Genomic DNA, 26390 nt, shown 5'->3' with positions numbered 1-26390 from the left:
GGGATATTTGGACATGAAAGAGGGTGGGAGATGAAAGTCAGGCCGATCACGGCAGAGGCGTTCGCGCCGTTCGGTGAGCTGTTGATGCCGCGCGCACAGCCGACGAAGATGATCAATGCCGGGCGTTGCGAGCGCCATCATGCATTGGCCACGGTCGAACGTGGTGATGGCGAGGCGATCATCTCGATCTTTCGGTCCGAGCCGGTGCGCCTGCCTTATGAATGCGCATTGCTGGAACGGCATCCCTTGGGGTCGCAGGCATTCATGCCATTGGGGCCCGATCCCTGGTTGTCGGTCGTGGCGCCAGATGAGGGCGGGCGGCCGGGGGCGCCGCTGGCCTTTCTGGTTCCGGCCGGGGTCGGGGTGAATCTGCGTGCCGGGGTCTGGCATGGGGTGTTGACGCCTCTGGATCGGGCGGCGGATTTTCTGGTCGTGGATCGGGCGGGCGAGGGCAACAATCTTGAGGAGGTTGCCATATCGCCGGTGATCATCGAGCCATGAGCGAGCCCGATCTGACGCTGGAAGAGGCGGCATGGCGTGCCGGTGCGCGTATCGTGGCCGGGGTCGATGAGGTGGGTCGCGGTCCCCTGGCGGGGCCGGTGACCGCCGCCGCCGTGGTGTTGACCGAAGGTGTCGATCTTTCCGGATTGAACGATTCCAAGAAGTTGCCGCGAAAACGTCGGGAAATTCTTGCTTTGCGGATTATGGAAGCCTGCGATTGGGCGGTTGGCCATGCCAGCGTCGAAGAGATCGAAGAGCTGAATATCCTGCGGGCTTCGCATCTGGCGATGTGCCGGGCGGTGTCCGGGTTGCGCAAGCCGCCCTGTCTTGCCCTGATCGACGGCAATATGTTGCCGCGCGATCTGGCCGTGCCGGGGCAGGCGGTCGTGGGCGGGGATGGGCGTTCGCTGTCTATCGCGGCGGCATCGGTGGTGGCCAAGCTGTTGCGGGATCGCATCATGGAGGATTTGGCGCAACAGCATCCCGGATATGGCTGGGAGGCGAACGCCGGATACCCCACCAAGGCGCATCGTCAGGCGCTGCTAGATTTGGGCGTGACCCCACATCATAGGCGCGGCTTTGGTCCCGTCCACAAGATATTGTGTAAAGATAGAACCGCAACTTCTTGATTCAAAAAAGAATTTGACGGCGATTCGGGTCTGAATCATCATTGGGTCAAATCAAATCGGCAACCAAATAGCCGAAACCCGAGGCAGTGATGACCAAGCTAGACACGAATTCCCGCGCTGCTGCGCGAACGCTTCCGCTTAACCAGATCCTTGCGGGCGATTGCATCGAGATCATGAACGCGCTGCCTGAAAACAGTGTCGATCTGATCTTTGCTGATCCGCCCTATAACCTGCAATTGAGGGGTGACCTGCACCGGCCGGACAATTCCAAGGTCGATGCGGTGGACGATCATTGGGACCAGTTTTCAGGCTTCGCGGCCTATGACCGGTTCACCCGCGACTGGCTGGCGGCGGCGCGGCGGATCCTGAAGCCGAACGGGGCGATCTGGGTCATCGGCTCGTATCACAATATCTTTCGTGTCGGCGCCGAATTGCAGAACCAGGGGTTCTGGATCCTGAACGATGTGGTCTGGCGCAAGGCCAATCCGATGCCGAATTTCCGCGGCAAGCGTCTGACCAATGCCCATGAGACGATGATCTGGGCCAGCAAGTCCGAAGGTGGCAAATACACCTTTAACTATGAGGCGCTGAAATCGCTGAATGAGGGCGTGCAGATGCGCAGCGATTGGGTGCTGCCGATCTGTACCGGTGGCGAGCGGCTGAAGGACGCGGAAGGTGCCAAGGCGCATCCGACCCAGAAGCCCGAGGCGCTGTTGCACCGGGTTCTGATCGGTTCGACCAATCCGGGTGACGTCGTGCTGGACCCGTTCTTCGGCACCGGGACCACGGGGGCCGTGGCCAAGATGCTGGGCCGCGACTTCATCGGTATCGAGCGTGAGGCCGCCTATCGCGAGGTTGCCGAGAAGCGCATCGCCCGCATCCGCAAGTTCGACAGCGAATCCATCGCCACCACCAAGGCCAAGCGCGCCGAGCCGCGCGTCCCCTTTGGTCAGGTGATCGAACGCGGCATGCTGCGTCCGGGCGAAGAGCTGTTTTCGATGAACAACCGCTACAAGGCCAAGGTCCGCGCCGATGGCAGCCTGATCGGCAATGACGTCAAGGGCTCGATCCATCAGGTCGGCGCCGCGCTGGAAGGCGCGCCCAGCTGCAACGGCTGGACCTATTGGCATTTTCGGCGCGAGGGGCGGATGGTGCCCATCGATATCCTGCGTCAGCAGATCCGCGCCGAGATGCAGGCCGATGAGGGCCGCCCCAACTGAGTTTCGCCAGGTTCCGGCCTGATGCGAGCTCTGGCGCGGCCGGGACCGCCTTGCCCCGTTCTGCGGTTCGACCGCAGGGCGGGGCCTTTTCATGTCCGGGGGGATATGGGATGACGGGGTCATGACGCATCCCTATTCAGATCTGGCCGCGACGGCATTCTGGCGCAGCGGTGTGGCCGAGGCCGATCCCGCGGCGCCCGTCGACCTTTACCGGCCGAAATTCGTGCTTGATGCCGATGCGGCCATCGCCACCGCCGGCAGTTGCTTTGCCCAGCATGTCGGCCGCGCGTTGCGCGGGGCGGGAATGCAGGTCCAGGATGCCGAACCGCGCCCGCGCGGCTGCCCGCCGGTCGTCGCCCGGGCCTATGGTTACGGCGTCTATTCCGCGCGATACGGCAATATCTATACGGTGCGGCAGCTGGTGCAGCTCATTGGCGATGCGGTGGCCGAACGGGTCGATCCGATCGATATCTGGGCGCATGAGGGGCGGTTTTACGATGCGATGCGCCCGACGATCGAGCCGGGCGGCTTTGCCACGCTGGACGAGGCGATGGCGCTGCGGCTTTCGCATCTGCGGGCGGTGCGGGGGCTTTTTTCGGAAACCGCATGCCTGATTTTCACGCTGGGCCTGACCGAATGCTGGTCCGATCGCGACACGGGTCGGGTCTTTCCGACCTGTCCCGGCATCGTGGCCGGCAGTTTCGATCCGGCGCGCCATGTCTTTTTGAACCTGCGCCATGCCGAAGTTCTGGCCGATCTCGAGGCGGCGCGGCGGATGTTGCACGCGTTGAACCCCGGGATGCGGATGGTTCTGACGGTGTCGCCGGTGCCTTTGACGGCGACGGCGGCGGGTGGGCATGTGCTGGCGGCGACCATGCGTTCCAAGGCGGTGCTGCGGGCGGCGGCGGATGAATTTGCCGCGATGCATGAGGATGTGGATTATTTCCCCTCATACGAGATCGTCACCAATCCGGCGGCCCGGGGGCGGTTTTTCCGCCCCAATCTGCGCGAGGTCACGCCCGAGGGGGTCGAGGCGGTGATGAGCTGTTTTCTGGCGGCGCATGGTCTGGCCATTCAGCCACGGCCACGCCCGGCGGCGGTCGCGGCCAGCGCCTCGGAACAGGCCGAGGATGTGATCTGTGAAGAGATCCTGCTTGAGGCGTCGCGCAAATGACGCCGCGCAACGTGCTGTTTCTGGGCAATTCGCATACCGCAGCGCCCCGGATCGCGCTGCGTGACGATCCCGACCGGTGGCCGGGATTCGCGCCCGATGTATTTGCCATGCCGGGGCACAGCCTGATCGCGCTTGAACTTGATGGCCGCACATTGGTGACCCCCGATGACGAGGCGCGGCGCAAGATGGTCTATTACAACGGCGTGCCGGATCTGCCGGTTTCGGGCTATGACGCCTTTGTGGTGATCGGCGGGCTGGCCTTTCATCAGCAGGCGATCCTTCAGGAAACCCATCGCAGTCTGGATTTCCCCTCGGCCCGGCGGGACGGGAATTTCATCCCGGTTTCGACCGGCTTTGTTGACGCGCTTTTGCGCCATCAACTTGAACATTCGCCGGCCCTGCGCATGGCGCGCATGCTAGCCGGGCTGGATCAGGGGCCGGTCCTGTTTCTGGATCAGGTTCTGCCCTCGACCGAATGCCGCCAGGATCCCGATCAATATGGGGCCTATGTCGCGCTGGCCGAACGGGGCGACGCGGCCGATTATCGCGCCCGCTATCTGCGTATTCTGGAACCGCTGCTCGCGGGGGGGGCGATCCATCTGCCGCAGCCGGCATCGACGATGGTCGCGGATGCCTTTACCGCGCCGGAATGGATGCGCGGCTCGATCAGAATGCAGCCGCGCCGCGACGTCCCGCATGAGGCCAGCGATTATGGCCACGCCAATCCGGCCTATGGCCGCATTCAGGTCGATCAGATCACCGAGGCCCTAGCCCGGTTATAGCGAACCGCGCGGCATCGGATTTTCGCCGCGGTTATAGGGTTTCCAATCCTCGATCTCGGGATAGAAGCGGTTGCGCCAGGCGCGGACGCGCGGGTTCATCCGCCGCCGCCACAGCGGCGGGACCATTGCAAGCGTGGCCATGACCGGATAGCCGGCGGGAAGCTGCGGCGCCTCATCCTCGGCATAGGTTTGCAACAGGGGGAAACGCCGGTCGGGCTTGTAATGGTGGTCCGAATGGCGTTGCAGGTTGATCATCAGCCAATTGGTCACGGTATGGCTGGAATTCCAGCTGTGGCATGGCCGGACATGTTCATATCGCCCATCGCCAAGATGCTTTCGGGTCAGGCCGTAATGTTCGACGTAATTGGTCAGCTCCAGCTGCCAGACGGCGACCAGCGCCTGCCAGCAGAAAAGCGCGACCCCGTGCCAGCCGCCGATGGCAAAGGCCAGCACCAGCATTGCCAGTTGCAGCGCGGCGAAACGCCAAAAGGGGTTGCGCCGGTCCCATGGCTTGCGGCCGGCCCGCGCCAGCCGGCGCGTTTCGGCATGCCAGGCGCTGCCGGGGCCGTGGATCAGAACGCGCAGGAAATAGCGCCAGAACCCCTGATTATAGCGCGCGGAGACCAGATCGCGCGGGGTCGCGACCCAGCTGTGATGGACCAGCAGATGTTCGGACCTGAAATGCCCGTAAAGCGCCATGGTCATCAAAAGATCGCCCAGCCAGCGTTCCAGCGCGTTCTTTTGGTGCATCAATTCATGGGCATAGACGATCCCGATCGTGCCCGAGGCGATGCCGATCCCCCAGAACAGGCCCAGCTGTTCGCCCACGGAATAATCGCCCCGCGTGACATGCCAGATCGCCCAGAAAACCAGCACGGCCTGTATCGGAAACCACAGGATGGTGATCAGCCGGTACCAGAACAGCTGATTTTCGGGGGTTTCGGGATCGGGATTTTTCTCGTTCAGGCCGACCAGAAGATCCAGCAGAGTGGTCATGTACCACGCATATGAAGGGATCAGGATGAACCACCAGCCGCCCCAGAGGGTGGCCAGGACCGCGACCGGCACCATGCCCAGCGAAAGCCAGAAGGGCAGTGCATTGATCAGGCGGGCAGGAAACGGGGTCTGCATGGTGGCGGTGCCGTCCGGTGGCTGGGTCCGATCCGACTATGGCGGAACGGAAATGAATAAGACACTAACAATTGCAAAAGAATCTGCATCGGATCGCCCTGTGCCGTCCTGGCGACCAAATGTCGCGGCGGCGGATCACGGCTGTCGGGCCAGGTTCCAGGCCTTGCGCATCAACCCCGGCAGCGCGTCGGGCCGGAAGTCCCGCAGCGCCATCAGCCGGCCGCGCGTCGCCGGTCCGGTCAGAGGCGCGGTCATCACCGTCAGATCCAGCGCGAAATGGGTAAAGACATGGCGCACCATGCCGATGTCGCGCCATTCGGCGGGTGCGGGGGGTGGCAGATCGGATCCGTCCCAGCCCGTCGAGGGAAAGGCCAGCGTGCCGCCCAGCAGCCCCTTGGGCGGGCGGGTCTCGACCAGAACGGCGGCTTCGGCAAGACCGATCCAGACCGTGCCCAGGCGCAGGGGTTTGGGCTTTTTCAATGCCTTGCGGGGTAATTCTGCGGCGATGCCCTGTGCGCGGGCGGCGCAATCTTCCAGCAGCGGACAGATTCCGCAGGCGGGACTGCGCGGGGTGCAGATCGTCGCACCCAGATCCATCATCGCCTGTGCGTGATCGCCGGGCCGCCGCATCGGGGTCAGGGTTTCGGCCAGCGCGATCAGCTCGGCCTTGGCCGCCGGCAGCGGTGTCTGGACCGCGAAAAGCCGTGCCACGACCCGTTCGACATTGCCGTCGACCACGGTTTCGGAGCGGTCAAAGGCGATGGCCGCGATCGCGGCCGAGGTATAGGGGCCGATCCCGGGCAGCGCGGCCAGATCCCGGCGCGTATCCGGGAACCCGCCCATGGCCGCGACCGCCCGCGCACAGGCCAAAAGATTGCGCGCGCGTGCGTAATAGCCAAGCCCCGCCCATTCGGCCATGACTTGCGCGTCGCTCGCTGCGGCAAGATCGTCAACGCTAGGCCAAAGTTCGGTAAACCGTTGGAAATAGGACTTTACCGCCGCGACCGTGGTCTGTTGCAGCATGATTTCAGACAGCCAGACGCGATAGGGATCGGCTGCGTGCCCCGCATGCGGCGGCACCCGCCAGGGCAGGATGCGGGCATGGCGGTCATACCACGCGCGCAGCTTTTCCGGGATCACCTTCGGGTCACGCAATTTTCAGCCTCATCTCTCTGGTGTCTGGCGGCGGGGCGGTCCAGACTGCATCGAACCGCAACCAGACGCGACAAGATGGCCCAGAACACTGTCGATCCTCAAGCCCGGCGCCGGATGCGCGGTTTCGAAACCGCCGCGCAGCTTGTGGCGCAACGCGTCCGGGCCGCCGGCGAAAGCCGGGGTTTCGCCGTGGCGCGTCTGTTGACCCATTGGGAAGAGGTCGTCGGCCCCGAAATCGCGGCCCATGCCCGCCCGGTCAAGATCGCCCATGGCAAGGGCTTTGGCGCGACGCTGACCCTGTTGGTTGCCGGTGCCCGCGCGCCGCTGATCGAGATGCAGCTGCCGCGCATCCGCGACAAGGTGAACGCTTGCTATGGGTTCAACGCGGTGGCACGGATCGTTCTGACCCAGACCGCGCCGGTGGGCTTTGCCGAAGGGCAGACGCCCTTTACCGGCGGGCCGCGCCGCGCGCCGACCGCCGATCCCGCGCAGACCGCGCGCCTGCGCGGACAGGCCGAGGACATTGCCTCGGGCTTCGACAATCCAGCGCTGTCGGCCGCGATGCGACAGCTTGCGCTGAACATCCTGTCCCGCCGGGACATCAACGACCGAAAGGCCAATCCATGAAGTTTCAACGCCGCACCCTGATCGCCGCAGCCATGGCCGCGATGACCGCCTCGGCCATTCCCGCATTCGCGCAAGAGGCCAAGCCCGCAGAACCCGCGCAGGCCGCCGAGCAGATGCCGGAAGGCAAGGTTCTGCCCGATATCGCCTTGGGTCAGGAAAGCGCCCCGGTCACCGTCATCGAATATGCCAGCTTTACCTGTAGCCATTGCGCGGCCTTCCACGACGAGAACCTGCCCAAGCTCAAGGCCGAATATATCGATACCGGCAAGGTCAAGTTCATTCAGCGCGACGTCTATTTCGACGCGGTCGGGCTGTGGGCCGGGATTCTGGCGCGCTGTGGGGGCGATGACAAATATTACGCCGTCTCGGACATGATCATGGGCGAACAGAAGACCTGGCTTGCCGCCAGCGATGGCGACGGCATCGCCGCCAATCTGCGCAAGATCGGCGCCAAGGCCGGCATGACCGCCGAACAGATGGACGCCTGCTGGAACGACAAGCAGAAGGTGGCCGATCTGATCGCGACCTTCCAGAAGAACGCCACCGCCGACGCGATCGAGGGGACGCCGACCTTTATCATCGCCGGCGAAAAGGTTCAGAACCAGCCTTGGGAAGATCTGAAAAAGATCATCGACGCCAAGATCGCCGAGGCCGAAAAGAAGGGCTGATCCCAGACCCTCGCTGCAAAGCGCAAAACCCCGGCCATGGCCGGGGTTTTCGTTTTCGGATGAGGGCATTAAAGGCCAAGCGCGCTCAGGCGTTCATCGAGCGGTGCGGCATCCTCCAGCATTAGCCGCACCGGCAGCGCCAGCACCTTGGACCGAAAGCCGCGCGGCATCCGGGCCGCGTCCTTTTCGGTCGTCACCATCTGGGCGCCGGCCAGCCGGGCCTCGGTTTCCAGCCGGGTCAGCAGCTGCGGGGTAAAGGGCTGATGATCCTCGAGCGCCTCGGCGCGCAGCAGCTCGGCGCCCAGCCCGCGCAGCGTGGCGAAGAATTTCTCGGGATGGCCGATGCCCGCAAAGGCCATGACGCGCAGACCCTGCCAGTCCATGCCGGTCTGCAACGGCTCAAGCCGCCCGCGCAGATGCGGCAGGGACAGGTTCGTCCCCCAGCTTTGGGCGAATTGCGCCTGTGCGGCAGGCGCGCCGATCGACAGCAAAAGATCGGCCCGGGCCAGCCCCTGTTCGACCGGTTCGCGCAGGGGACCGGCGGGCAGGCACAGCCCGTTGCCAAAGCCGCGCGCTGCATCGACCACCACTAATGACAGGTCATGGGTCAGCGCCGGATCCTGAAATCCGTCATCCAGCAGGATCGCCTGGGCGCCCGCCGCCACCGCCGCCCGCGCACCCGCGACACGGTCATCGGCGACCCAGACCGGCGCGAATGCCGCCATCAAAAGCGGCTCGTCCCCGACCTCGGCGGCGCTGTGGCGGGCCTCGCTGACCTGCAACGGGCCCTTTTCGCGCCCCCCATACCCGCGTGAGACGATCTGCACCGCGACCCCGCGCGCCTGCAACATCTGCGCCAGCATGATGACGGTCGGGGTCTTGCCGGTGCCGCCGGCATTGATATTGCCGACACAGATCACCGGCACGCCAACCTTGGCGCGGCTGCCACGGGCCAGCCTGCGCGCGGTGGCGGCGGCGTAAAGCGCGCCCAGCGGCGCCAGAAGCCGGGCCTTGAGCCCGGGCGGGCGGAACCAGAAATCCGGGGCGCGGCGGCTCATGCGCGGTTCTCCATCGCGTCGATCACGGCATCGGCGATGCGGCGCAGCACGGCGGCGCCGCCGGTGCTGACTGACCAGGCATTGCCGGCCAGCATCGCCGCCTGATCGGGGGCGGACAGATCGACCACGGCGCGCCGCAGGGTCGTTGCATCGACCACCGCCCTTGCCGCCGATGCGCCGTCCAGCTGGGTCCATTCGGCGGCATGCGCCTGGGTCAGCGGGCCGTGGATGATCGCCGATCCCAGCGCCGCCGCCTCAAAGGGGTGGCGGGGGGCGTTGCCCGGCCCGGGCAACAGCGTGCCGCCCATGAAACAGACCGGCGCCAGCCGGTACCACAGCCCCATCTCATCCGCCTCATCGGCGATCAGGACGTGATCGTCGGGTTCGGGATCGCTGTCTTCCGAGCGCAGCACCGCCGCCAGATCCAGCGCCGCGATCTCTTGTTGCAGCGGCTCCAGCATCGCGGGCGGCAGGTCGGCGATGATCAACAGGGCGCGGTGATTGTGATGCAACGCGGCCTGATGCGCGGCCAGCACCGCGCGGGCCTCGGGCAGGGTGGGGGCGGCGGCCAGCCAGACATGCCGCCCGCCGAGGATCTGGGCCAGGGCCTGCCGCTCGGCCTCATTGGCGGACAGGGGCGGCAGGGTCGCGGTGATCGGGCCGGTCAGTTCGATCCGGTCGGGCAGGGCGCCCAGCTGTCGCGCCGCCGCGCCCGCGGTCAGATCCGGGGCCAGCACGCGGGTGATCCGGCTCATCAGCCCGCGATTGATCGCCCCGCGCCAAAGGCCGCGCCCCGAATAGGCGCTGAGCCGGGCCTCGGACAGGATGACCGGCAGACCGGCCTCGTTCATCCCCGAAATCAGCGCCGCCGGCAGCTGATCGCCCATCAGCAACAGCAGGCGCGGCGCGGTCGCGGCGATCAGTTCGCGCATGGCGGCCGGATCGCGGGGCAGCGGCATCCGGGTCCAGCGCAGATCGGCGGGGATCGATGCCGGGTCGGGGACCGCACCCGTAAAGGCGATGCGCATCCCCGGCCGGCGCGCCAGCATCGCGCGGATCAATGCCCCCAGCTGCGAAGGCTCGTCGCCGCGCTCGGACAGATGGATCAGCACCAGCGGCCCCTCGCCCTCGGGTGGGGCGAAACCCTGATCCTGCCCGTGCCCAAAGGCCGCGCGGCGGCGCAGATGCAGCCAAAGCGCCAGGGATGAGGTCGCGTCTGCCGGCGCCATCTTGGCCAGACGGCGTTAGCCGCCCAGTTCCTCGGTCGGGCTGACCTCGCGTTCCTCGTCGCGCAGGCGATGCAGATGCGCGATGAAATAGCGGGTATGGGCGCTGTCCACCGTCCGCTGTGCCTCGGCTTTCCAGGCGGCATGGGCGGATTTGTAATCCGGGTAGATGCCGACGACATGAATATTGTCGGTATCCCGGAACTCCGTCCGCGACGGGTCGATCAGCTCACCGCCAAAAACCAGGTGAAGGCGCTGCGTCATCATATTCTCCTGCATATCGCAATCCGGCGGGAACCTAGCCGAGTGGCGGCGGCGAACCAAGGTGAATTGTTTAAAAACCGCAGAGCATCGCGTTTGCGGCGAATCACCGGCCAGAGTAAGCAGGAATCGCCGACAGAAAGATGATCCCGACCGGCCCGAACGTGGTGGTAACGGCCGGCCGGGTGGCAGGAAGGGGACGAACCGGTGCGCCCTTTCTTGCCGGTTTTCTGCGATCGTGGGTGATCCGCAACGGGTTGCCCACGATCTTGGCCGGCTTTGCGCAAGGCGACGCGGATGTCGCGGCCGCGGCCGTGGTTCGGGCCGCAAAAACGCGTGGACCGCCGGGAAAACGGGTGGAAAAGCGTGCGGGAGGGCGTGCCGGGAAACTGCACGTCGCGCCGTTTCTGCCACATGCGCGGGCTTTGGCGTTCGGTGGGTATTTCGGTCGACAGGCGGATCTGGCCCGGTTCCGGCCCCACGGGATCGCAAAGCCGGGGGATGGTGCGGGCGGCGGGACTTGAACCCGCACAGGCTTGCGCCCCAGGGAGTTTAAGTCCCATGCGTCTACCAGTTTCGCCACGCCCGCGCCGGGATTTGGCTAGCTGCCGGACGCGCGCTTGGCAAGTCCGCTCTGCAAGGCCGGGCCGGCTTTCCTAGAAGCTGCGCGTCGGGCGGTCAAAGACCTTGCGCCCCATGAGCGAGCCGACCAGATCGACTATCAGCTTGGCGGTCCGCCCACGGTCGTCCAGAAACGGGTTCAGCTCGACCAGATCGAGCGAGGTCATGAGCCCGCTTTCATGCAAAAGCTCACAGACAAGATGCGCCTCGCGGAAGGTGGCGCCGCCGGGGACGGTGGTGCCGACGGCGGGCGCGATCGACGGGTCCAGGAAATCGACGTCCAGACTGACATGCAAAAGGCCATTCGCGGCCCGCACCCGGTCCAGAAATTCGCGCAAGGGGGCGACGATCCCGCGCTCGTCCAGCACGCGCATGTCGTTCATGGCGATGTCATACCGCAACAGGGCTGCGTGTTCAGCCGGATCGACGCTGCGGATGCCGAACATGCAAATACGTTCGGCCGGGATCGGCGCCGGAAAGGGCGGCAGGGCGTCAAAGCCGCTGCGCCCGGCGGCATAGGCCATGGGCGTGCCGTGCAGATTGCCCGACACCGTGGTCAGCGGGGTGTGAAAATCGCTGTGCGCGTCCAGCCAAAGCACGAATTGCGGCCGGTCAAGCGTCTCGGCATGGGCCGTCACCCCCGATAACGTCCCCAGCGCCAGCGAATGATCCCCACCCAGAAAGATGGGCAGACCGGCCCCCATGGCGGTGGTTGCGGCGGCGGCCAGCGCCTCGGTCCAGGCGACCACCTCGGGCAGGTGGTGAACGGCGGGATTGTCGCAGGTCTCGCCGCGCCCGGGCGCCGGGATCAGATCGCCCCGATCCTCGACGGAATGGCCAAGCTCGGCCAGCGTCCGGGCAAGGCCCGCGACACGATAGGCGGCCGGCCCCATCAGACAGCCGAGGCGGCGCTGCCCCTCGTCCACCGGGGCGCCGATCAGAATGCAATGGGTCATCAGCTCTCTTTCGGTGATTCGCGGGTCAGGTGGCAGGGGTTGGGGATCAAGGGGCGGGGATCAGGTGCGGATCCCCTTGAAGCGATCCTGCCAGTCGTCGCGCTGTTCGTCGGTGATCTTGGCAAACAGAACCTCGGGCACGGTAAAGGCGTGGCCGGCGGGCAGGGCCTGCATGGCGGCGCGCACATCGTCGGGCCAGTTGCGGTCATCCGATTGCATCGCGGCCAGCATCGCATCCGCCGCAAAGGGGATGAAGGGCGAGGACAGTACCGCGTAAAGCCGGATCAGGTTCAGCCCCAGCCGGACCTGCATCGCGGCCTTTTCCGGGTCGGTCTTAAAGGTGGACCAGGGCGCCGCCGATTGCAGATATTCGTTCCCCAGAACCCAGATCGCGCGCAACTCGGCCGCCGATTTGCGGACCTCGGTATGGTCCATAAAGCCCTCATAGGCGCGGATGCGCGTGGTCAGCGCCTCGATCAAGGCCTCTTCCTCGGGGCCATAGCTGCCGCCTTCGGGGATCACCTCGCCGAATTTCGAGCGGCAGAACTTGGTGATGCGGCTGACGAAATTGCCCAGAACATCGGCCAGATCCTTGTTCACCGATTGCTGGAAATTGTCCCAGGTGAATTCGCTGTCCCCCGATTCCGGAGCATGCGACAAAAGCCACCAGCGCCAGTAGTCGGCGGGCAGGATCGACAGCGCCTGATCCATGAACACGCCGCGCCCCTGCGAGGTGCTGAACTGGCCGCCGTCATAGGTCAGATAGTTGAACGATTTGATGTAATCGACCAGCTTCCACGGCTCGCCCGAACCGATGATCGTGGCCGGAAAGCCCAGCGTGTGGAAGGGGACGTTATCCTTGCCCATGAACTGGGTATAGGTGACGTCGCCCGCCCCCTCGTCCAGCCGCCACCAGCGGCGCCAGTCGGCATCGGTCCTGCCATTGGCATCGGCCCATTCGGCGGTGCCGGCGATATATTCGATGGGGGCGTCGAACCAGACGTAAAAGACCTTGCCCTCCATCCCCGGCCAGGGCTGGTCGCCCTTTTTGACCGGGATGCCCCAGTCCAGATCGCGGGTGATGCCGCGGTCCTGCAACCCGTCGCCGTCATTGAGCCATTTCTTCGCGATCGAGGTGGTCAGGATCGGCCAGTCCGTCTTGCTGTCGATCCAAGCCGCGATCTGATCCTTGAGCGCGCGCTGGCGCAGATAGAGATGCTTGGTGCTGCGGACCTCAAGATTGGTCGAGCCGCTGATGGCGCTGCGCGGGTCGATCAGGTCGGTCGGGTCCAGCTGCTTGGTGCAGTTTTCGCATTGATCGCCGCGCGCCTTGTCATAGCCGCAATTCGGACAGGTGCCCTCGATATAGCGGTCGGGCAGGAAACGGCCGTCATCGATGGAATAGACCTGACGTTCCTCGACCTCGCTGATCCAGCCGTTTTCGTCCAGCTTGCCGGCGAAATGCTGGGTCAGGATGTGGTTGCGTTCGCTGGACGAGCGGCCGAAATGGTCGAAGGACAGACCGAAATTCTGCGCGATCCCGGCCTGAACCTCGTGCATTTCGGCGCAATAGACCTGTACCGGCTTGCCGGCTTTCTTGGCGGCAAGCTCGGCGGGCGTGCCATGTTCGTCGGTGGCGCAGATGAACATGACCTCATGCCCGCGCTCGCGCAGATAGCGGGCGTAAAGATCCGCCGGAAGCTGTGAACCGACCAGATTTCCGAGATGCTTGATCCCGTTGATATAGGGGATCGCCGAGGTGATGAGGTGCCGGGCCATGTCTGCGTCCTGAAAGCTGCTTGTGCGCTGTTTACCGGCGGTGCCGGGTGAAGGCCAGTGCCTCGCAACCCCCTGTCACCTTTCTGTCATGACCTTGTCACATGCCCGACCGGTCCCCAGTTCAGGGGTCGCGGCCGGTTAACCATGTGTGATGTTCCAGCGGTTGTCGCGATGTCCTGACAATCCGCAAGAACACGAAACACCATGTCTGACACTGCCTGCCTGTCCCCCAACGCCACGCTGAACCTGATGCTGGGGCTGATCCTTGCATTGCTTTGTTTCGATCTTGTGACCCAGGACGCGACCGCGATCCTTTTCAAGGAAGGTCATGCCTTCGAGACAGCCTCGGCTCTGATCCTGGGGGCGGTGGCGGGGTTTTGGTACTATGCCGGCGCCGATGACATGAAGGGGCGGCAATGGCACCTGCCGGTGATCCTTGTGCTGATGGCGCTGCGCGAGCTGGATTTCGACAAGCGTTTCACGTCGCTCGGCGTGCTGAAACTGCGGCTTTATACAGAGCCCGGGCCGCTTTGGGAAAAGGCGGTCGGGCTGGCGGTGATCGCGCTGATCCTGTTTTGCGGCTGGCGGCTTTTGGTGATCACGGTGCCGCGCTGGTGGGCGGGGATGCGCGCGGGTCGGTCCGACAGCCAGCTTGCGGCGGCGGCGGCCCTGATGCTGGTGCTGTCCAAGTCGCTGGACGGGCTGGATCGCAAGCTGGCAGGTTTTGGCATCGCATTGCCCGCCGATCTGGGTCAGATGTCGGGCCGCATCGAGGAAATGCTGGAACTGGGCGTCGCGATCATGCTGATGCAGGCGCTGGTCTGTTTTCTGCGCGACCGCTGTGTCAACCGGGCGCCTGTCCGGTATCGCGCCGCGCCGACAGTGCCAGCGCCTTGTGCAAGGTCGCGCTGACCCCGGCGCTCAGCGGGCGGCGCGCCGCCAGCACATCCGCGACCGGCACCCAGGCCGCATCCCGCGCATCATCGGCGGCAATGGGTGTGCCGGAAACATAATCGCAGAGCACCGCCGCCAACAGGAAATGGAACCGCAGCGCGCCATCCGCCCCGCGTTCGATCACGTCGATATTGTCGATATATGCACGAGGGCGGCCGGTTACGCCCGTTTCCTCGAAAAGTTCGCGGACGGCGGCGGCCAGCGCCGTCTCGCCCGGTTCGACATGGCCGCCGGGGAAACCCCAAAGCCCGGCATCGGGCGGATTGCGGCGCTGCACCAAAAGCACCCGCGCCGCCGTCGCGTCCAGCACCACCGCCAGCGCGGCCAGCCGGGGGAACCCCGTCACCTCAGCGGCGCCGGTCGCGGCGCGAACTCATCGGCTGGAAGGCGACGCCGACATGGGCCTCGCAATAGGGTTTGCCGGGGGCCGAGGGCAGGCCGCAGAACCAGAACTTATCCGTGGCCGGATCGCCGATCGGCCATTTGCAGGTGCGCTCGGTCAGGTCCATCAGCGACAGCTTGCGGGCCTTTTTCTCGACCTCGCGCACATTGGCCAGGGCCTCGGGGCTGATTTCATTCGCCGAGGGCTGCGGCGGCAAGGGTTGGCCGGCCGGCACGATAGGGCGGCGGTTGAAATTGTTGGCCGCGGGCGCCGGGGTGGCGGGCTCGGGTTCCGCCGGGGCCGGTTGCGGCGCGGCGGCGGCGGCCGGGGCGGGCTTGGGCTCGGCCTTGGGTTCGGGCGCGGGCTTCGGGGCCGCGGCCTTGGGTTCGGGCTTGGCCTCGGGCGCGGGGTCGGCGGCGCCATCCTCATTGCGGTTCGACAGGCCCAGCCGGTGGACCTTTCCGATCACGGCGTTGCGGGTCACCCCGCCCAGTTCCTTGGCGATCTGGCTGGCCGACTGGCCCTCGGCCCACATGCGTTTCAGCGTCTCGACGCGCTCGTCGGTCCAGGACATGACTTGCCTTTCCAGCACCGGAGCGGTTCGCCGGTGCCCTTCACTCTAGTGGCTTCAATTCCGCGGGACCCGGGCTTAAACCCGGGGATAGCCAGATTTACCCGCACCATGCCGCAAATTCAAGGAGTGCCGATGCAACCGCCCCCGTCCCGTCCCGGTTTTCGCCAGATGGGCGTGCGCCGTTTCGGCCGCGTCAACTGGCTGGGGCTTTACACGCTGGCCCGGCGCGAGGTGATGCGCTTCATGAATGTCTGGCAGCAGACGGTTCTGGCGCCGCTGATGACCGCCGGGCTTTTCGTCGTGGTCTTTGCCCTGGCGCTTGGCAAGAACCGGGGGGAAATCATGGGCTTGCCCTATCTGGCCTTTCTGGGGCCGGGCATCCTGATGATGACGGTGATCCAGAACGCGTTTGCCAATACCTCGTCCAGCATCATCTCGGCCAAGATGCAGGGCAATATTGTCGACACGCTGATGCCGCCGCTGTCCGCCGCCGAAATTCTGGCCGGTTATCTGGCCGGTGCGCTGATCCGGGCGCTGATCGTGGCGGTGGTGATCGGCGCGGGCATGGCGGTGGTGATCGGCCAGAACGTCGCGCATCCGCTTTGGGCGCTCAGCTTTGTGCTGTTGGGGGCGGCGCTGATGGGCGGGCTTGGGCTTTTGGGCGGGATCGTGGCGCAAAAGTTCGACCAGATGGCCGCCATCACCAATTTCGTCGTCACCCCGCTGAGCTTTCTGTCGGGGACCTTCTATTCGGTGCAATCCCTGCCCGAACCGTTCCGCATTCTCGCGCATTGGAACCCGATCTTTTATCTGATCGACGGCGCGCGCTATGGCTTTACGGGTGTCTCTGATGCGCCGCCGCTTCTGGGACTTTGCGTCTGCGGGGGCAGCGCCGCGCTTGTGCTGGCGGTGGCCTGGCGCTGGCTTGACAGCGGCTATCGGATGAAGCCGTGAAAACCGTTGCGTGGCCGGGAATTTGCCGTTATTCGAAGGCGATGATCGTTCGGACCGCCCATATCGCCCGTCCCCGACGTTGATTTTTCAACGTCCGATCCTGCCTGCCTTTTCGTCACCCCTGTTGCCGCCAGCCGCGCGGCACTTGTCTGCAAGAGGACAATTCCATGATTACGCACGTCCTTCCGACCTATAATCGCGCCAATATCGCCTTTGAACGGGGCGAGGGCAGCTGGGCCATTGCCACGGATGGGACGCGATATCTGGACCTGGGGGCAGGGATTGCGGTCAATGCTCTGGGCCACGCCAATCCCGACCTGATCGCCGCGCTGACCGAACAGGCCGGGCGGATCTGGCATGTCTCGAACATCTATCAGATCCCCGAACAGGAAAAGCTGGCCGATCTGCTGGTCGAACATACCTTTGCCGATACCGTCTTTTTCACCAATTCCGGCACCGAGGCGGCCGAGCTGGCGATCAAGATGGTCCGCAAATACTGGTACGAGCTGGGCGATGCCGACCGTGAAGAGATCCTGACCTTCGAGGGTGCGTTTCATGGCCGCTCGACCGGCGCCATCGCGGCGGCGGGATCGGAAAAGATGGTCAAAGGATTCGGCCCGCTGATGCCCGGTTTCCGGCAGCTGCCCTTTGGCGATATCGAGGCGCTGCGCGCGGGCATCGGCGAACGCACCGCCGCCGTGATGATCGAGCCGATTCAGGGCGAAGGCGGGATCCGCCCGCTTTCCGACGCCGATCTGCGCGAGATCCGGGCGCTTTGCGACACGACCGGGGCGCTATTGGTGCTGGACGAGGTGCAATCGGGCATGGGCCGGACCGGAAAGCTGTTCGCGCATGAATTTTCCGGCATTACCCCCGACATCATGATGGTCGCCAAGGGGATTGGCGGCGGCTTCCCGCTTGGGGCGGTGCTGGCCACCGAAAACGCGGCATCCGGCATGGTGGTGGGTACGCATGGTTCGACCTATGGCGGCAATCCCCTGGCCTGCGCGGTCGGTGCCCGGGTGATGGAGATCATCGCCGAGCCCGCCTTTCTGGCCGAGGTGAACCGCAAGGCCGGACTGCTGCGCCAGCGGCTGGAGGGGGTGGTCGCCGCGCATCCCGAGGTGTTCGAAGGCGTCCGGGGAACCGGGTTGATGCTGGGCCTGAAATGCCGGCTTGCCCCGGCCGATCTGGTCAAGGCGGGCTATGCGGAACATGTGCTGACAGTGGCCGCCGCCGACAATACGCTGCGGCTTTTGCCGCCCCTGACCATTACCGATGACGAGATCGTCGAGGCGGTCCACCGGCTGGACCTGGCCGCCGCGCGGCTTGAGGGGTGACGGATGATCCCGGCGATTTCAGCCGCAGCCTCGCGCAAGCGGCATTCAGCGGGGTGCCGGCGGATTGTCGGTGCACGGCGCTCGGCTATGGGTGCCCGTTCAGGTCACCGGCTGCTGAAACGGCGCCGATGACGCATATTGTTCTGAGCATGCGCCAAAATCGCCCCGGCCAGAGGCTTGGGCCTTGACCTCGTTTCGGCAAAGCGGCTTGCTTGCCCGATCATTCCGAAAGACAGCACGACATGAACAGTTTCCTCGATATCAACAGCACCGATAAGGCCGATCTGCGCAGCATGATCGACATGGCCCGCCGAATGAAAGAGGCGCGCGACGGACAGCCCAAGGGGACGCCGGACGCGGATCTGCCGCTGAAGAACCGCATGGTCGCGCTGATCTTCGAAAAACCCTCGACGCGGACGCGGGTCAGTTTCGACCTTGGCGTCCGGCAGATGGGCGGGCAGACCATGGTGCTGTCGGGCAAGGAAATGCAGCTGGGTCATGGTGAGACCATCGCCGATACGGCCCGGGTGCTGTCGCGTTATGTCGATCTGATCATGATCCGCACTTTCGAAGAGGCGACGCTGCTCGAGATGGCCGAATATGCCAGCGTGCCGGTCATCAACGGGCTGACCAACCGTACCCATCCCTGTCAGATCATGGCCGATGTCATGACCTTCGAGGAACATCGCGGGCCGATCGCCGGCAAGAAAGTGGTCTGGTCGGGCGATGGCAACAATGTCTGTGCCAGCATGATCCATGGTGCCGGCCAGTTCGGCTATGACTTCACCTTCACCGGCCCGCCGACGCTGGATCCCGAACCCGAGGCTTTGGCCTTTGCGCGAGCGCAGGGTGTTCAGGCCATCATCGAGCGTGATCCGGTCAAGGCGGTCGAGGGGGCCGATCTGGTCGTGGCCGATACCTGGGTCTCGATGCACGATCCGCAATCCGCGCGCGAACGGCGCCACAATCAGTTGCGCGCCTATCAGGTGAATGCGGCGCTGATGGCGCAGGCGCGGTCCGATGCGCTGTTCATGCATTGTCTGCCGGCGCATCGCGACGACGAGGTGACCAGCGAGGTCATGGACGGGCCGAATTCGGTGGTCTTCGACGAGGCCGAAAACCGGCTGCACGCGCAAAAGGCGATCATGCGCTGGTGTCTGGGGGTATAGGGGGCGCTGCCCCCCGCCTGCCCGAGGGGCAGGCGTCCCCCGGGATATTTTTCTGAAGAAGAAGGCCCGGTGTTCAGTTTTCGCGGAAGGCGCGGGTGAAATAGTCGCTGAGCGGCTTGATCAGATAAGCGATCGGGCTGCGTTCGCCGGTCTGGATATAGACCTCGACCGGCATGCCGGGAACGAGGTCGAGGCCCTTGAGCTTTTCCAGTTCCGTCGTGGGGATGGTGACCTCTGCGCGGTAATAGGGAACCTGTGTGGCCTGGTCGATGAGCGTGTCGGCCGAGACGCGGCTCAGAAGGCCATCGATTTCCGGGGTGGTGCGCGAAGAGAAGGACGAGAAGCGCAGGACCACCTCCTGTCCGGGATGGACCTCGTCGATATTGATCGTGGCGATGCGCGCGGCGACGACCAGAGGCCGGTCCTGGGGAATCAGATAAAGGATCGGATCCGCGGCCCGGATCACAGAGCGCGGTGTCGTGACCTGCAATTCCTGAACCACGCCCGAAACCGGGGCCCGGATTTCAAGCCGCGTGATCTGTTCGCTGAGCGAACGGCGGCGTTCGGCCAGTTCAAGTTCGCGGTAACCCTGATCACGCAGTTCGGTTTCGGCGGCCTCTCGCTGGGTGGCGGTCTTTTCAAGGCGGGACAGGTCGATTTCGGCAAGCTGGGTCACGGCGCGGGCGCGGGTGGCGATCACCTCGCCAAGCTGGCCGTCAAGACGCGCGGCCTCGCGTTCCAGGGCCAGCACGCGCGGCGCCTGGGCAAGGCCCTTTTCAAGCAATGCGCGCTGGTCACGCAGTTCCTGTCCAATGAAGTCGCGTTGCTGGCGCAGGGCCGAGGCTTGCGCATCTATGCCGCCGATCTGGGATTCGATCTGTTCGGATTGCTTGGCCAACTGGCCAAGGGATTGTTCAAGCGTATTGCGCCGGGCCGCGAACAGGCTGAGCTGTCCCTGCATCATGGCATCATATTGCGGGTTATTGGCGGCTGCTTCGATCAATTCGTCGGGAAAGGTGATTTCGGGAGTTTCGGCGCGCTCGGCCTCGAGCCGGCCGCGGCGGGCCAGTATTTCGAAATACTGGCCCTCGACGATGGTCAGCTCGGTGTTGAGCAGGGCGCCGTCGAGGCGGATCAGCGGCTGGCCGGCCGCGACCGTTTCGCCGTCATGGATCAGGATTTCGGCCACCACACCGCCATCGGGATGCTGGACGACCTGGCGGCGCTGTTCGACCTCGACCTGGCCGCTGGCAACGACGGCGCCGGCGATGCGGGCGGACCAGGACCAGAGACCGAAGCCACCGATCAGCAGAACAAGCGCGAACAGGCCAAGCAGGATCGCACCCCGTGCCGACCATTCCGGGCGCTTTTCCGCCACGGGCGGCGGCGGGGGTGGGACATCGCTGGCCTTGGCGCGAAACCGCGGCGGTGTGGTCCGGGCGGCCATGTCATCCGAGGATTTGGCCACCGGGGCGCGGCCTAGTTTGTCGGGATCTGTCATGTCACGCCTCCACCATGACCCTGGGCGCGGGTGATCTGGTCGGCATTGCGGACCATGGATTTCAGCACCTCGTCACGCGGACCAAAGGCCCGGCGGGTCCCCTGATCCATGACCAGCAGCAATTCGCATTCCGTGATCGCGGCGGGCCGGTGCGCCATGATGATGACCGCGCCGCCGCGCGCCTTGATGTTGCGGATGGCCGTGTTCAGCGCGGTCGAGCCCTCGTTGTCGAGATTCGAGTTCGGTTCATCCAGAACGAAGATCGCCGGATCGGCGTAAAGGGCACGGGCCAGTCCGATGCGCTGAATCTGGCCACCAGAGAGCCGGCCGCCGCTTTGGGTCACCGGCGTGTCATACCCCTGGGGCAGGTCCAGGATCATCCGGTGCGCCGCGGCAGCGATCGCGGCGGCGACCACGCGTTGCGGATCGGGGTTGGGCGAAAGGCGCGCGATATTTTCGGAAATGGTGCCATCGAACAGGGTAACCTGTTGGGGCAGATAGCCGATCAGCCCGCCAAGGACATCGGGGTCATATTGATCCAGTGTCGCCCCGGCCAGCCGGATCGAGCCGCCCGAGATCGGCCAGGCGCTGATCAGGGCGCGGGCCAGCGTGGTCTTGCCGGCGCCCGAGGGACCGATGACGCCAAGCGCCTGGCCGGGCGCCAGATCGAAGCTGACCCCGCGCAGCGTCGGCACGTTCTGTCCGGGCGGGACCATGGTCAGGTTGCGGATCTCAAGCTGAGCCTCGGGCCGGGGCAGGGGCGTGCGCGGCACCGGCGGCGGCCGTCGCGACAAAAGCTCGGAAAGCCGCTTCCAGCCGTCCTGAGCGCGCTGGACCACCGACCAGCCGCCCACGACCTGTTCGACCGGGGCAAGCGCGCGGCCCATCAGGATCGAGGATGCGATCATCGCGCCCGGCGTCACCTGTTGGCGCAGCACCAGCCACGCCCCCGCAGCAAGCAGGGCGCTTTGCAAAAACAGGCGGAATGTCCGGGAAAAGACCGTGAAGCTGCTGGCGCGGTCCGTGCCCTGCATCGTCGCCTCGGTGGCGCGGTCGCGGGCGCTTTGCCAGCGCTGGAACGCCGCCCCGCGCATGCCGAGCGAGCCGATCAGCTCGCCCTCGTCGCGATAGAGGTCGGACATGCGGTCCGCCGCCTGACCGGCGATGGTCGCCCGTTGCAGCGAATCGCGGCTGAGCCATTGGTTGAGCAGCGTCGACACCACCAGCACGGCCATGCCGGCGGTCGCGACCATGCCCAGAACCGGGTGGAAAAGATAAACCGCCGCCAGAAAGAACGGCGCCCATGGCAGGTCGAACAGTGCCATCAGCACCGGCGACGAGATCAGCCGCTGCACCGCCTCGAGGTCGCGCATGCCGCCACGCACGATCAGATCCGATCCGGCGGCGTTGCCGTCTTGCAGCGCGGCGGTGAAAACCCGCCCCTCCATCTTTTCCTGAAAGCGGGCGGCGACGCGCGCCATGACCCGGTTCCGGGCCAAGTCCAGAAGGCCCATCATGGTGAACAGAAACACCACCAGCAAAAACAGCGCCGTCAGCGTTTCCACCGAACGGCTGGCCAGAACGCGGTCATAAACCTGCATCATGAACAGCGGGCCGGTCAGCATCAGCATGTTCACGGCAAAAGAAAACACCCCGACCACGCCATAGAGTTTCCACCCCTGGCCGCGCGCGTTGCGCAATTCCCGTTGACCGTCATGTCGCATTGGCGGCAAGGCCATGCCGGTTCCTTCCTGTTCAATCCACCGGGGCTTGCCCGGCATCCTTTCAGCGCATATCCCAAAGCGTGGCCGTGAAACAGCCCGTTTGCCAGCATTGCCGGCAGTCCCGATTCCGGTGGGCCTGATCCGTCATAACCACAGAAGGTTATCAGAAGCTTGACTGCGACGAAAATTTCCGCCGCGCTGTGCATGATCGCCGCCTTGTCGGCCTGTGCCGCAAATCCGGGCGCCGATGATCCGCTTGAGCCCATGAACCGACAGGTTCACGCCTTTAACCGTGGGCTGGATGCGCATGTCGTGCGCCCGGTGACGCGGGGCATGTCCTCGGGCGAAAGCAAGGGGGAAAGCGGGCCGGCGGGCAAGGCGGTCGCGGCGGTCGGCAATTTCGGGTCGAATCTGGCCCTGCCGGGCAAGGCGGTGAACCATCTCTTGCAGGGCAAGCCTGCGCCGGCCGTGCGCACGACCTTTCGGTTTCTGGTGAATTCCACCTTAGGGTTTGCGGGCTTGCTGGATCCGGCGGCCAAGGATTTCGCATTGCCCGAAGAGGATACCGATTTCGGCCAGACCCTGGCCGTCTGGGGCGTGGGCGAGGGGCCCTATCTTGAACTGCCGCTGGTCGGTCCCTCGAACCTGCGCGATGCCACCGGGCGTATCGTCGATCTGGTGGCCGATCCGGTGCGGCCGTGGCTGGGGCGCGATACCTGGCTGGTCGGGCTGGGCGGGCGGCTGGTCTCAAAAGCCGGTGAACGGGGGCGTTTCGGCGATTCCGTCGATTCCATCCTGCATGAAAGTGCCGATAGTTACACCCAGACGCGGCTGATCTGGCAGCAGCATCGCCGCTATGAGCTTGGCCAGGAAGGAGACTATATTGACCCTTATGCCGAATGACACCCGCCGCGGATTTCTGGGCCTGATCGGGGCCGGACTGGCGCTGGCCGCCAGCCCCGCCTGGGCGCTGAACACCGATCAGGCCCGCGCGCTGGTCGAGAAATCGCTGGCCGAGGTCTATGCCGTCATCAATTCCGGCCAGCCGCCGGCACAGATGTATAAATCCTTCGAGGCGATCTTTGCGCGCTATGCCGATGTCGACATCATCGCGCGCTCGGCGCTGGGGCCGGCGGCGCGGCAGGTCGGTGCCGCCGATTTCGCCGCCTATAAACAGGCGTTTCAGGGATATATCGGGCGCAAATACGGCAAGCGCTTTCGCGAATTCATCGGCTCGAAGATCGAGGTGACGGGCGCGAAAAAGGTGAAATCCTTCTTTGCGGTGACCTCGGTCGCCTATCTGAACGGGCGCAGCCCGATGGAAATGGAATGGCATGTCTCGGACAAATCCGGGCAGAGCCGCTATTTCAACATCATCATCGAGGGGGTGAACATGCTCGCCTCGGAGCGCGCCGAAATCAGCGCCATGTTGACCCAGCGCGGCGGCGATATCAGGGCGCTGACGGCCGATCTGCAAAAGGCGGGTTAGCGCGGGGAAAACCCCCTGAACGGAAACGAAAAAGGCCGACCCGGCGGGGTCGGCCTTTCGCATTCGCGCGGGATGCCCGGCGCGGGGCTATTCCTGATAGACGCCCTGAATGCCCCGCAGCGCCTGGGTCAGGGCGTCGTCGGCCCCGCCCTCGGCCGCCGAGGGATCGCTGCTTAGTGTTTCGGCCGGAAATTGCGGCGGCGCGGCCGGGCTTTGATCTTGGCCATTCGGATCGGCGCCGGCCTGCACCCCGGGATCGGGCAGGACCTGGCCGCCATTTTGATCCCCGGCCTCGCCGTCGGTTGCCTGCGGGCTTTGCGGGGCAGGCTGGCCAAGCGCCTGCGACAGGGCATCGGCCAGCGGGTCGGCCGCGCCATCGCTGCCCGAGCTGACCACCTGCGGCACCGCGCTTTGTCCGTCAAAGACGAAATTGCCCAAAGGCTCGACCGGCAATCCCTCGTGGATTTCGGCCATCACCGCCTGCCAGATCTCGGCCGGAAGGCCGCCGCCTGTCACGCCTTTCAGCGGCGTGTTGTCGTCGTATCCCATCCAGACGCCGGTCACATATTGGCCGGTAAAGCCGATGAACCACGCGTCGCGATAGCTTGAGGTGGTGCCGGTCTTGCCGGCGACTGGCCGCCCGGACAGGCGGGCGCGCTTGCCGGTGCCGTTTTCGACCACCTGCTGCATCATGCCGATCAGCTCACCGGCCGCCTTTTGGGAAATGACCCGCTGACCCAGACCGCCGGCCTGACCGATCAGCGCCTGATCGTCGCCCTGAATGCGCAGCTCGACAAGGCCATAGGGGCTGACGGCGGTGCCGCCGTTGCGGATGCCGGCATAGGCGCCGGTCATCGCCAGAAGCGTCGATTCCGACACGCCCAGACCCAGCGAGGGACCGCTGGCCAGATCGTTGGCAAAGCCGAAATCGGTGGCCACGCGGCGCACCGCATCGCGGCCGGCGATCTCTTGCAGGCGGATGGTCGCGGTGTTCAGCGAATTGGCCAAGGCCCGGGTCAGCGTCACCTCGCCCATATAGCGGCGCGAATAGTTCTGGGGCGACCACGGCCCCGAACCGCGCACATTGATGGTCAGCGGCGCGTCCAGAATCATGTCATTGGGGCCATACCCCTGATCCAGCGCGGCGGCGAAAACAAAGGGCTTGAAGCTGGACCCGGTCTGCCGGTTGGCCTGGGTCGCGCGGTTGAAGGTGCCGACCACCTGCGTATCGCGGCCGCCGATCATGGCGCGCACCGCGCCGTCGGGCGACATGACCACGACCGCCGCCTCGGCCTTGGACCCCTTGGCCACCTTTTCGTCGAAGATCCGCTTCAATGCCCGTTCGGCGGCGCGCTGCACGCGCTGGTCGAAGGTGGTCTTGATGGTGACGTCTTCGGTCGTCTCGCTGGTCAGGAAGCCGGGGCCGGATTCCATCACCCAATCGGCGAAATAGCCGCCCGCCCGGGCCGCCGCCGCCTTGGACAGCGCCGCCGGATGGGCCTTGGCATCGGCGAATTGCGCATCGTCCAGATAGCCCTGATCGTGCATCAGGCCCAGAATGACGCTGGCGCGGTCCTGCGCGCGTTCAAGGTTCGAGGTCGGGGCGAAATAGCTGGGCGCCTTGAGCAGACCGGCCAGCATCGCCGCCTCGGCCGGGGTCACATCGGCCGCCGATTTGTCAAAGTAACGCTGTGCCGCGGCTTCGAACCCGCGCGCGCCGGCGCCCAGATAGGACCGGTTCATATAGATGTTGAGGATGTCCTCTTTCGAATATTTGGCCTCCATGGCCAGCGAATAGGGGACCTCCTTGACCTTGCGCCAGATCGAGGATTTGCGGCATTCGGCCTCGAAATCGGCCTCGGATTTCCAGAGGATCGGGTCGAACGTGTCGCCAAGGCACAGAAGTTTCGCGACCTGCTGGGTGATGGTCGAGCCGCCATTCCCCTCAAGCGGGCCGCGCCCGGCGGCCATGTTGATCTTGATGGCGCTGGCGATGCCGCGCGGGCTGACGCCCAGATGGCCGTAAAAACGCTTGTCCTCGGTCGCGACCACGGCGTTTTTCAGAACCGGCGCGATCTTGTCGGCGCTGACCATGCCGAAGGTTTCGCCGCGCCAGGCAAAGACGCGACCTTCGTTGTCCTGCATGGTGACGGAACCGCGCGCCCGGCCGTCAAACAGCGCCGAGGCCTCGGGCAGGGTGGTGTAATAATAAAAGGTCGCGGCGGCCACGATTGCGATCACGGTCAGCGACAGGCGCCAGAATGATCCCCAGACCACCCGCCAGACCAGCGAAATCAGCCCGGTGATTCCCCGTGTCACCATATTCCCGCGCCGCCCGCCACGGGTCGGCTTGCGCGGCGGTTGGGACGGCTGTTTCTGTCTTTTCTGAGGGGCTTGGTCGAAATTGCGCTTGTCCGCGACAATACGGCCGCTGCCGGTCGGTTTTTTCATGCCTGTTTTCCTGCCCGGCCAAGTCCGCTGGCCTGTTTGGCGGCAACATACAGGAACGCGTCGG

At 65.2% G+C, this 26390-nt stretch carries 26 protein-coding genes and 1 tRNA gene; 14 read left to right on the top strand and 13 right to left on the bottom strand.

All coding sequences use genetic code 11. From position 1 onward, the window contains the following. The first annotated feature begins 30 nt into the window (after positions 1-30). The 5 genes from ACFOMH_RS02245 to ACFOMH_RS02225 all read left to right on the top strand — a co-directional run bounded on the left by ACFOMH_RS02245 (position 31) and on the right by ACFOMH_RS02225 (position 4306). Positions 31-501: an ureidoglycolate lyase gene (locus tag ACFOMH_RS02245; protein ID WP_377742324.1), complete on the top strand. Its 471-nt coding sequence runs from the start codon at positions 31-33 to the stop codon at positions 499-501. Continuing rightward, positions 498-1130 (top strand): ribonuclease HII, encoded by a 633-nt coding sequence (locus ACFOMH_RS02240; RefSeq protein WP_377742323.1) that lies wholly within the window; start codon positions 498-500, stop codon positions 1128-1130. Before ACFOMH_RS02245 ends, ACFOMH_RS02240 begins: the two co-directional genes overlap by 4 nt. Positions 1131-1219: 89 nt before the next feature. Then, the gene (locus tag ACFOMH_RS02235) at positions 1220-2350 is read left to right on the top strand and encodes a site-specific DNA-methyltransferase (RefSeq protein ID WP_377742321.1); all 1131 of its coding nucleotides are present in this window, start codon (positions 1220-1222) and stop codon (positions 2348-2350) included. A gap of 121 nt (positions 2351-2471) precedes the next feature. After that, complete coding sequence (locus ACFOMH_RS02230) at positions 2472-3524, top strand: GSCFA domain-containing protein (RefSeq protein WP_377742319.1); 1053 nt, start codon at positions 2472-2474, stop codon at positions 3522-3524. Further along, positions 3521-4306 carry a hypothetical protein gene (locus ACFOMH_RS02225; RefSeq protein WP_377742318.1) on the top strand — a complete coding sequence of 262 codons (786 nt, stop codon included), beginning with the start codon at positions 3521-3523 and terminating at the stop codon, positions 4304-4306. The genes ACFOMH_RS02230 and ACFOMH_RS02225 overlap by 4 nt, the downstream gene beginning before the upstream one ends. Here ACFOMH_RS02225 and ACFOMH_RS02220 read toward each other — a convergent pair. Together ACFOMH_RS02220 and ACFOMH_RS02215 are read right to left on the bottom strand one after the other, a co-directional pair. Next, positions 4301-5437: an alkane 1-monooxygenase gene (locus ACFOMH_RS02220; RefSeq protein WP_374424047.1), complete on the bottom strand. Its 1137-nt coding sequence runs from the start codon at positions 5435-5437 to the stop codon at positions 4301-4303. The two genes, ACFOMH_RS02225 and ACFOMH_RS02220, sit on opposite strands and share 6 nt — an antisense overlap. 135 nt (positions 5438-5572) lie before the next feature. Then, on the bottom strand, positions 5573-6592 hold the full coding sequence (locus ACFOMH_RS02215; RefSeq protein WP_377742317.1) for an A/G-specific adenine glycosylase: 1020 nt from the start codon (positions 6590-6592) through the stop codon (positions 5573-5575). 114 nt (positions 6593-6706) lie between these two features. Between ACFOMH_RS02215 and ACFOMH_RS02210 the strand changes: the two genes are divergently transcribed. Both ACFOMH_RS02210 and ACFOMH_RS02205 read left to right on the top strand, forming a co-directional pair. Beyond that, the gene (locus ACFOMH_RS02210; protein ID WP_377742315.1) at positions 6707-7219 is read left to right on the top strand and encodes a DUF721 domain-containing protein; all 513 of its coding nucleotides are present in this window, start codon (positions 6707-6709) and stop codon (positions 7217-7219) included. After that, positions 7216-7887: a DsbA family protein gene (locus tag ACFOMH_RS02205; protein WP_374424054.1), complete on the top strand. Its 672-nt coding sequence runs from the start codon at positions 7216-7218 to the stop codon at positions 7885-7887. The genes ACFOMH_RS02210 and ACFOMH_RS02205 overlap by 4 nt, the downstream gene beginning before the upstream one ends. 68 nt (positions 7888-7955) lie before the next feature. Here the strand turns inward: ACFOMH_RS02205 and lpxK are convergent, their stop codons facing one another. From lpxK to ACFOMH_RS02190, 3 genes are read right to left on the bottom strand one after another with little or no spacing between them, the layout of a single operon-like run. Continuing rightward, complete coding sequence (lpxK, locus tag ACFOMH_RS02200) at positions 7956-8945, bottom strand: tetraacyldisaccharide 4'-kinase (RefSeq protein WP_377742312.1); 990 nt, start codon at positions 8943-8945, stop codon at positions 7956-7958. Continuing rightward, on the bottom strand, positions 8942-10174 hold the full coding sequence (locus tag ACFOMH_RS02195; RefSeq protein ID WP_377742311.1) for a 3-deoxy-D-manno-octulosonic acid transferase: 1233 nt from the start codon (positions 10172-10174) through the stop codon (positions 8942-8944). Before ACFOMH_RS02195 ends, lpxK begins: the two co-directional genes overlap by 4 nt. 15 nt (positions 10175-10189) lie before the next feature. Then, a complete protein-coding gene (locus tag ACFOMH_RS02190) occupies positions 10190-10435 on the bottom strand; it encodes a DUF4170 domain-containing protein (protein WP_374424060.1) in 246 nt (81 codons plus the stop codon). Positions 10436-10575: 140 nt separating this feature from the next. Between ACFOMH_RS02190 and ACFOMH_RS02185 the strand changes: the two genes are divergently transcribed. Further along, a complete protein-coding gene (locus tag ACFOMH_RS02185; RefSeq protein WP_377742309.1) occupies positions 10576-10956 on the top strand; it encodes a hypothetical protein in 381 nt (126 codons plus the stop codon). On the opposite strand, the gene ACFOMH_RS02180 is transcribed toward ACFOMH_RS02185, so the two are convergent. From ACFOMH_RS02180 to metG, 3 genes are all read right to left on the bottom strand, one after another. Beyond that, positions 10935-11021 (bottom strand) — tRNA-Leu (locus ACFOMH_RS02180). The two genes, ACFOMH_RS02185 and ACFOMH_RS02180, sit on opposite strands and share 22 nt — an antisense overlap. Positions 11022-11088: 67 nt before the next feature. Continuing rightward, on the bottom strand, positions 11089-12009 hold the full coding sequence (gene rocF, locus ACFOMH_RS02175; protein ID WP_377742308.1) for an arginase: 921 nt from the start codon (positions 12007-12009) through the stop codon (positions 11089-11091). A gap of 60 nt (positions 12010-12069) precedes the next feature. Beyond that, positions 12070-13788 (bottom strand): methionine--tRNA ligase, encoded by a 1719-nt coding sequence (gene metG, locus ACFOMH_RS02170; RefSeq protein ID WP_377742306.1) that lies wholly within the window; start codon positions 13786-13788, stop codon positions 12070-12072. 204 nt (positions 13789-13992) lie between these two features. Between metG and ACFOMH_RS02165 the strand changes: the two genes are divergently transcribed. Further along, positions 13993-14700 carry a hypothetical protein gene (locus ACFOMH_RS02165; RefSeq protein WP_377742305.1) on the top strand — a complete coding sequence of 236 codons (708 nt, stop codon included), beginning with the start codon at positions 13993-13995 and terminating at the stop codon, positions 14698-14700. On the opposite strand, the gene ACFOMH_RS02160 is transcribed toward ACFOMH_RS02165, so the two are convergent. Both ACFOMH_RS02160 and ACFOMH_RS02155 read right to left on the bottom strand, forming a co-directional pair. After that, positions 14633-15088 (bottom strand): NUDIX hydrolase, encoded by a 456-nt coding sequence (locus ACFOMH_RS02160; RefSeq protein WP_377742303.1) that lies wholly within the window; start codon positions 15086-15088, stop codon positions 14633-14635. The genes ACFOMH_RS02165 and ACFOMH_RS02160 overlap by 68 nt on opposite strands. 1 nt (position 15089) lies before the next feature. Then, a complete protein-coding gene (locus tag ACFOMH_RS02155; RefSeq protein ID WP_374424070.1) occupies positions 15090-15698 on the bottom strand; it encodes a GcrA family cell cycle regulator in 609 nt (202 codons plus the stop codon). Between the two features lie 132 nt (positions 15699-15830). On the opposite strand from ACFOMH_RS02155, the gene ACFOMH_RS02150 reads away from it, so the two are divergent. From ACFOMH_RS02150 to argF, 3 genes are all read left to right on the top strand, one after another. Further along, the gene (locus tag ACFOMH_RS02150) at positions 15831-16652 is read left to right on the top strand and encodes an ABC transporter permease (RefSeq protein ID WP_374424071.1); all 822 of its coding nucleotides are present in this window, start codon (positions 15831-15833) and stop codon (positions 16650-16652) included. 167 nt (positions 16653-16819) lie between these two features. Continuing rightward, complete coding sequence (locus tag ACFOMH_RS02145; protein WP_377742300.1) at positions 16820-17992, top strand: aspartate aminotransferase family protein; 1173 nt, start codon at positions 16820-16822, stop codon at positions 17990-17992. 242 nt (positions 17993-18234) lie between these two features. Next, positions 18235-19161, top strand: a complete 927-nt coding sequence (gene argF, locus ACFOMH_RS02140; RefSeq protein WP_374424075.1) for an ornithine carbamoyltransferase — start codon at positions 18235-18237, stop codon at positions 19159-19161. Positions 19162-19234: 73 nt separating this feature from the next. On the opposite strand, the gene ACFOMH_RS02135 is transcribed toward argF, so the two are convergent. Then, positions 19235-20662, bottom strand: a complete 1428-nt coding sequence (locus ACFOMH_RS02135; protein WP_374424077.1) for an HlyD family type I secretion periplasmic adaptor subunit — start codon at positions 20660-20662, stop codon at positions 19235-19237. Beyond that, positions 20659-22401, bottom strand: coding sequence for a type I secretion system permease/ATPase (locus ACFOMH_RS02130; RefSeq protein ID WP_374424079.1), 1743 nt, complete (start codon positions 22399-22401; stop codon positions 20659-20661). The genes ACFOMH_RS02135 and ACFOMH_RS02130 overlap by 4 nt, the downstream gene beginning before the upstream one ends. 156 nt (positions 22402-22557) lie before the next feature. Between ACFOMH_RS02130 and ACFOMH_RS02125 the strand changes: the two genes are divergently transcribed. Both ACFOMH_RS02125 and ACFOMH_RS02120 read left to right on the top strand, forming a co-directional pair. Continuing rightward, a complete protein-coding gene (locus tag ACFOMH_RS02125) occupies positions 22558-23289 on the top strand; it encodes an MlaA family lipoprotein (protein WP_377742299.1) in 732 nt (243 codons plus the stop codon). Continuing rightward, complete coding sequence (locus ACFOMH_RS02120; protein WP_374424178.1) at positions 23279-23875, top strand: MlaC/ttg2D family ABC transporter substrate-binding protein; 597 nt, start codon at positions 23279-23281, stop codon at positions 23873-23875. The genes ACFOMH_RS02125 and ACFOMH_RS02120 overlap by 11 nt, the downstream gene beginning before the upstream one ends. Positions 23876-23962: 87 nt before the next feature. On the opposite strand, the gene ACFOMH_RS02115 is transcribed toward ACFOMH_RS02120, so the two are convergent. Further along, the gene (locus tag ACFOMH_RS02115; protein ID WP_377742297.1) at positions 23963-26326 is read right to left on the bottom strand and encodes a transglycosylase domain-containing protein; all 2364 of its coding nucleotides are present in this window, start codon (positions 26324-26326) and stop codon (positions 23963-23965) included. Between the last annotated feature and the right edge of the window lie 64 nt (positions 26327-26390).

Source organism: Paracoccus mangrovi, from assembly GCF_042648425.1.
Lineage (GTDB): Bacteria > Pseudomonadota > Alphaproteobacteria > Rhodobacterales > Rhodobacteraceae > Paracoccus > Paracoccus mangrovi.
The sequence above is the reverse complement of the archived record's forward strand: the minus strand, read 5'-3'. Positions and strand labels throughout refer to the sequence as shown.

What these genes read in the sequence shown, in the direction of transcription:
- ACFOMH_RS02245 (WP_377742324.1), top strand. Translation starts at nt 31, where the DNA reads ATGAAAGTCAGGCCGATCACGGCAGAGGCGTTCGCGCCGTTCGGTGAG.
- ACFOMH_RS02240 (WP_377742323.1), top strand. Translation starts at nt 498, where the DNA reads ATGAGCGAGCCCGATCTGACGCTGGAAGAGGCGGCATGGCGTGCCGGT.
- ACFOMH_RS02235 (WP_377742321.1), top strand. Translation starts at nt 1,220, where the DNA reads ATGACCAAGCTAGACACGAATTCCCGCGCTGCTGCGCGAACGCTTCCG.
- ACFOMH_RS02230 (WP_377742319.1), top strand. Translation starts at nt 2,472, where the DNA reads ATGACGCATCCCTATTCAGATCTGGCCGCGACGGCATTCTGGCGCAGC.
- ACFOMH_RS02225 (WP_377742318.1), top strand. Translation starts at nt 3,521, where the DNA reads ATGACGCCGCGCAACGTGCTGTTTCTGGGCAATTCGCATACCGCAGCG.
- ACFOMH_RS02220 (WP_374424047.1), bottom strand. Translation starts at nt 5,437, where the DNA reads ATGCAGACCCCGTTTCCTGCCCGCCTGATCAATGCACTGCCCTTCTGG.
- ACFOMH_RS02210 (WP_377742315.1), top strand. Translation starts at nt 6,707, where the DNA reads ATGCGCGGTTTCGAAACCGCCGCGCAGCTTGTGGCGCAACGCGTCCGG.
- ACFOMH_RS02205 (WP_374424054.1), top strand. Translation starts at nt 7,216, where the DNA reads ATGAAGTTTCAACGCCGCACCCTGATCGCCGCAGCCATGGCCGCGATG.
- lpxK (WP_377742312.1), bottom strand. Translation starts at nt 8,945, where the DNA reads ATGAGCCGCCGCGCCCCGGATTTCTGGTTCCGCCCGCCCGGGCTCAAG.
- ACFOMH_RS02195 (WP_377742311.1), bottom strand. Translation starts at nt 10,174, where the DNA reads ATGGCGCCGGCAGACGCGACCTCATCCCTGGCGCTTTGGCTGCATCTG.
- ACFOMH_RS02190 (WP_374424060.1), bottom strand. Translation starts at nt 10,435, where the DNA reads ATGACGCAGCGCCTTCACCTGGTTTTTGGCGGTGAGCTGATCGACCCG.
- ACFOMH_RS02185 (WP_377742309.1), top strand. Translation starts at nt 10,576, where the DNA reads ATGATCCCGACCGGCCCGAACGTGGTGGTAACGGCCGGCCGGGTGGCA.
- rocF (WP_377742308.1), bottom strand. Translation starts at nt 12,009, where the DNA reads ATGACCCATTGCATTCTGATCGGCGCCCCGGTGGACGAGGGGCAGCGC.
- metG (WP_377742306.1), bottom strand. Translation starts at nt 13,788, where the DNA reads ATGGCCCGGCACCTCATCACCTCGGCGATCCCCTATATCAACGGGATC.
- ACFOMH_RS02165 (WP_377742305.1), top strand. Translation starts at nt 13,993, where the DNA reads ATGTCTGACACTGCCTGCCTGTCCCCCAACGCCACGCTGAACCTGATG.
- ACFOMH_RS02155 (WP_374424070.1), bottom strand. Translation starts at nt 15,698, where the DNA reads ATGTCCTGGACCGACGAGCGCGTCGAGACGCTGAAACGCATGTGGGCC.
- ACFOMH_RS02150 (WP_374424071.1), top strand. Translation starts at nt 15,831, where the DNA reads ATGCAACCGCCCCCGTCCCGTCCCGGTTTTCGCCAGATGGGCGTGCGC.
- ACFOMH_RS02145 (WP_377742300.1), top strand. Translation starts at nt 16,820, where the DNA reads ATGATTACGCACGTCCTTCCGACCTATAATCGCGCCAATATCGCCTTT.
- argF (WP_374424075.1), top strand. Translation starts at nt 18,235, where the DNA reads ATGAACAGTTTCCTCGATATCAACAGCACCGATAAGGCCGATCTGCGC.
- ACFOMH_RS02135 (WP_374424077.1), bottom strand. Translation starts at nt 20,662, where the DNA reads ATGACAGATCCCGACAAACTAGGCCGCGCCCCGGTGGCCAAATCCTCG.
- ACFOMH_RS02130 (WP_374424079.1), bottom strand. Translation starts at nt 22,401, where the DNA reads ATGGCCTTGCCGCCAATGCGACATGACGGTCAACGGGAATTGCGCAAC.
- ACFOMH_RS02120 (WP_374424178.1), top strand. Translation starts at nt 23,279, where the DNA reads ATGCCGAATGACACCCGCCGCGGATTTCTGGGCCTGATCGGGGCCGGA.
- ACFOMH_RS02115 (WP_377742297.1), bottom strand. Translation starts at nt 26,326, where the DNA reads ATGAAAAAACCGACCGGCAGCGGCCGTATTGTCGCGGACAAGCGCAAT.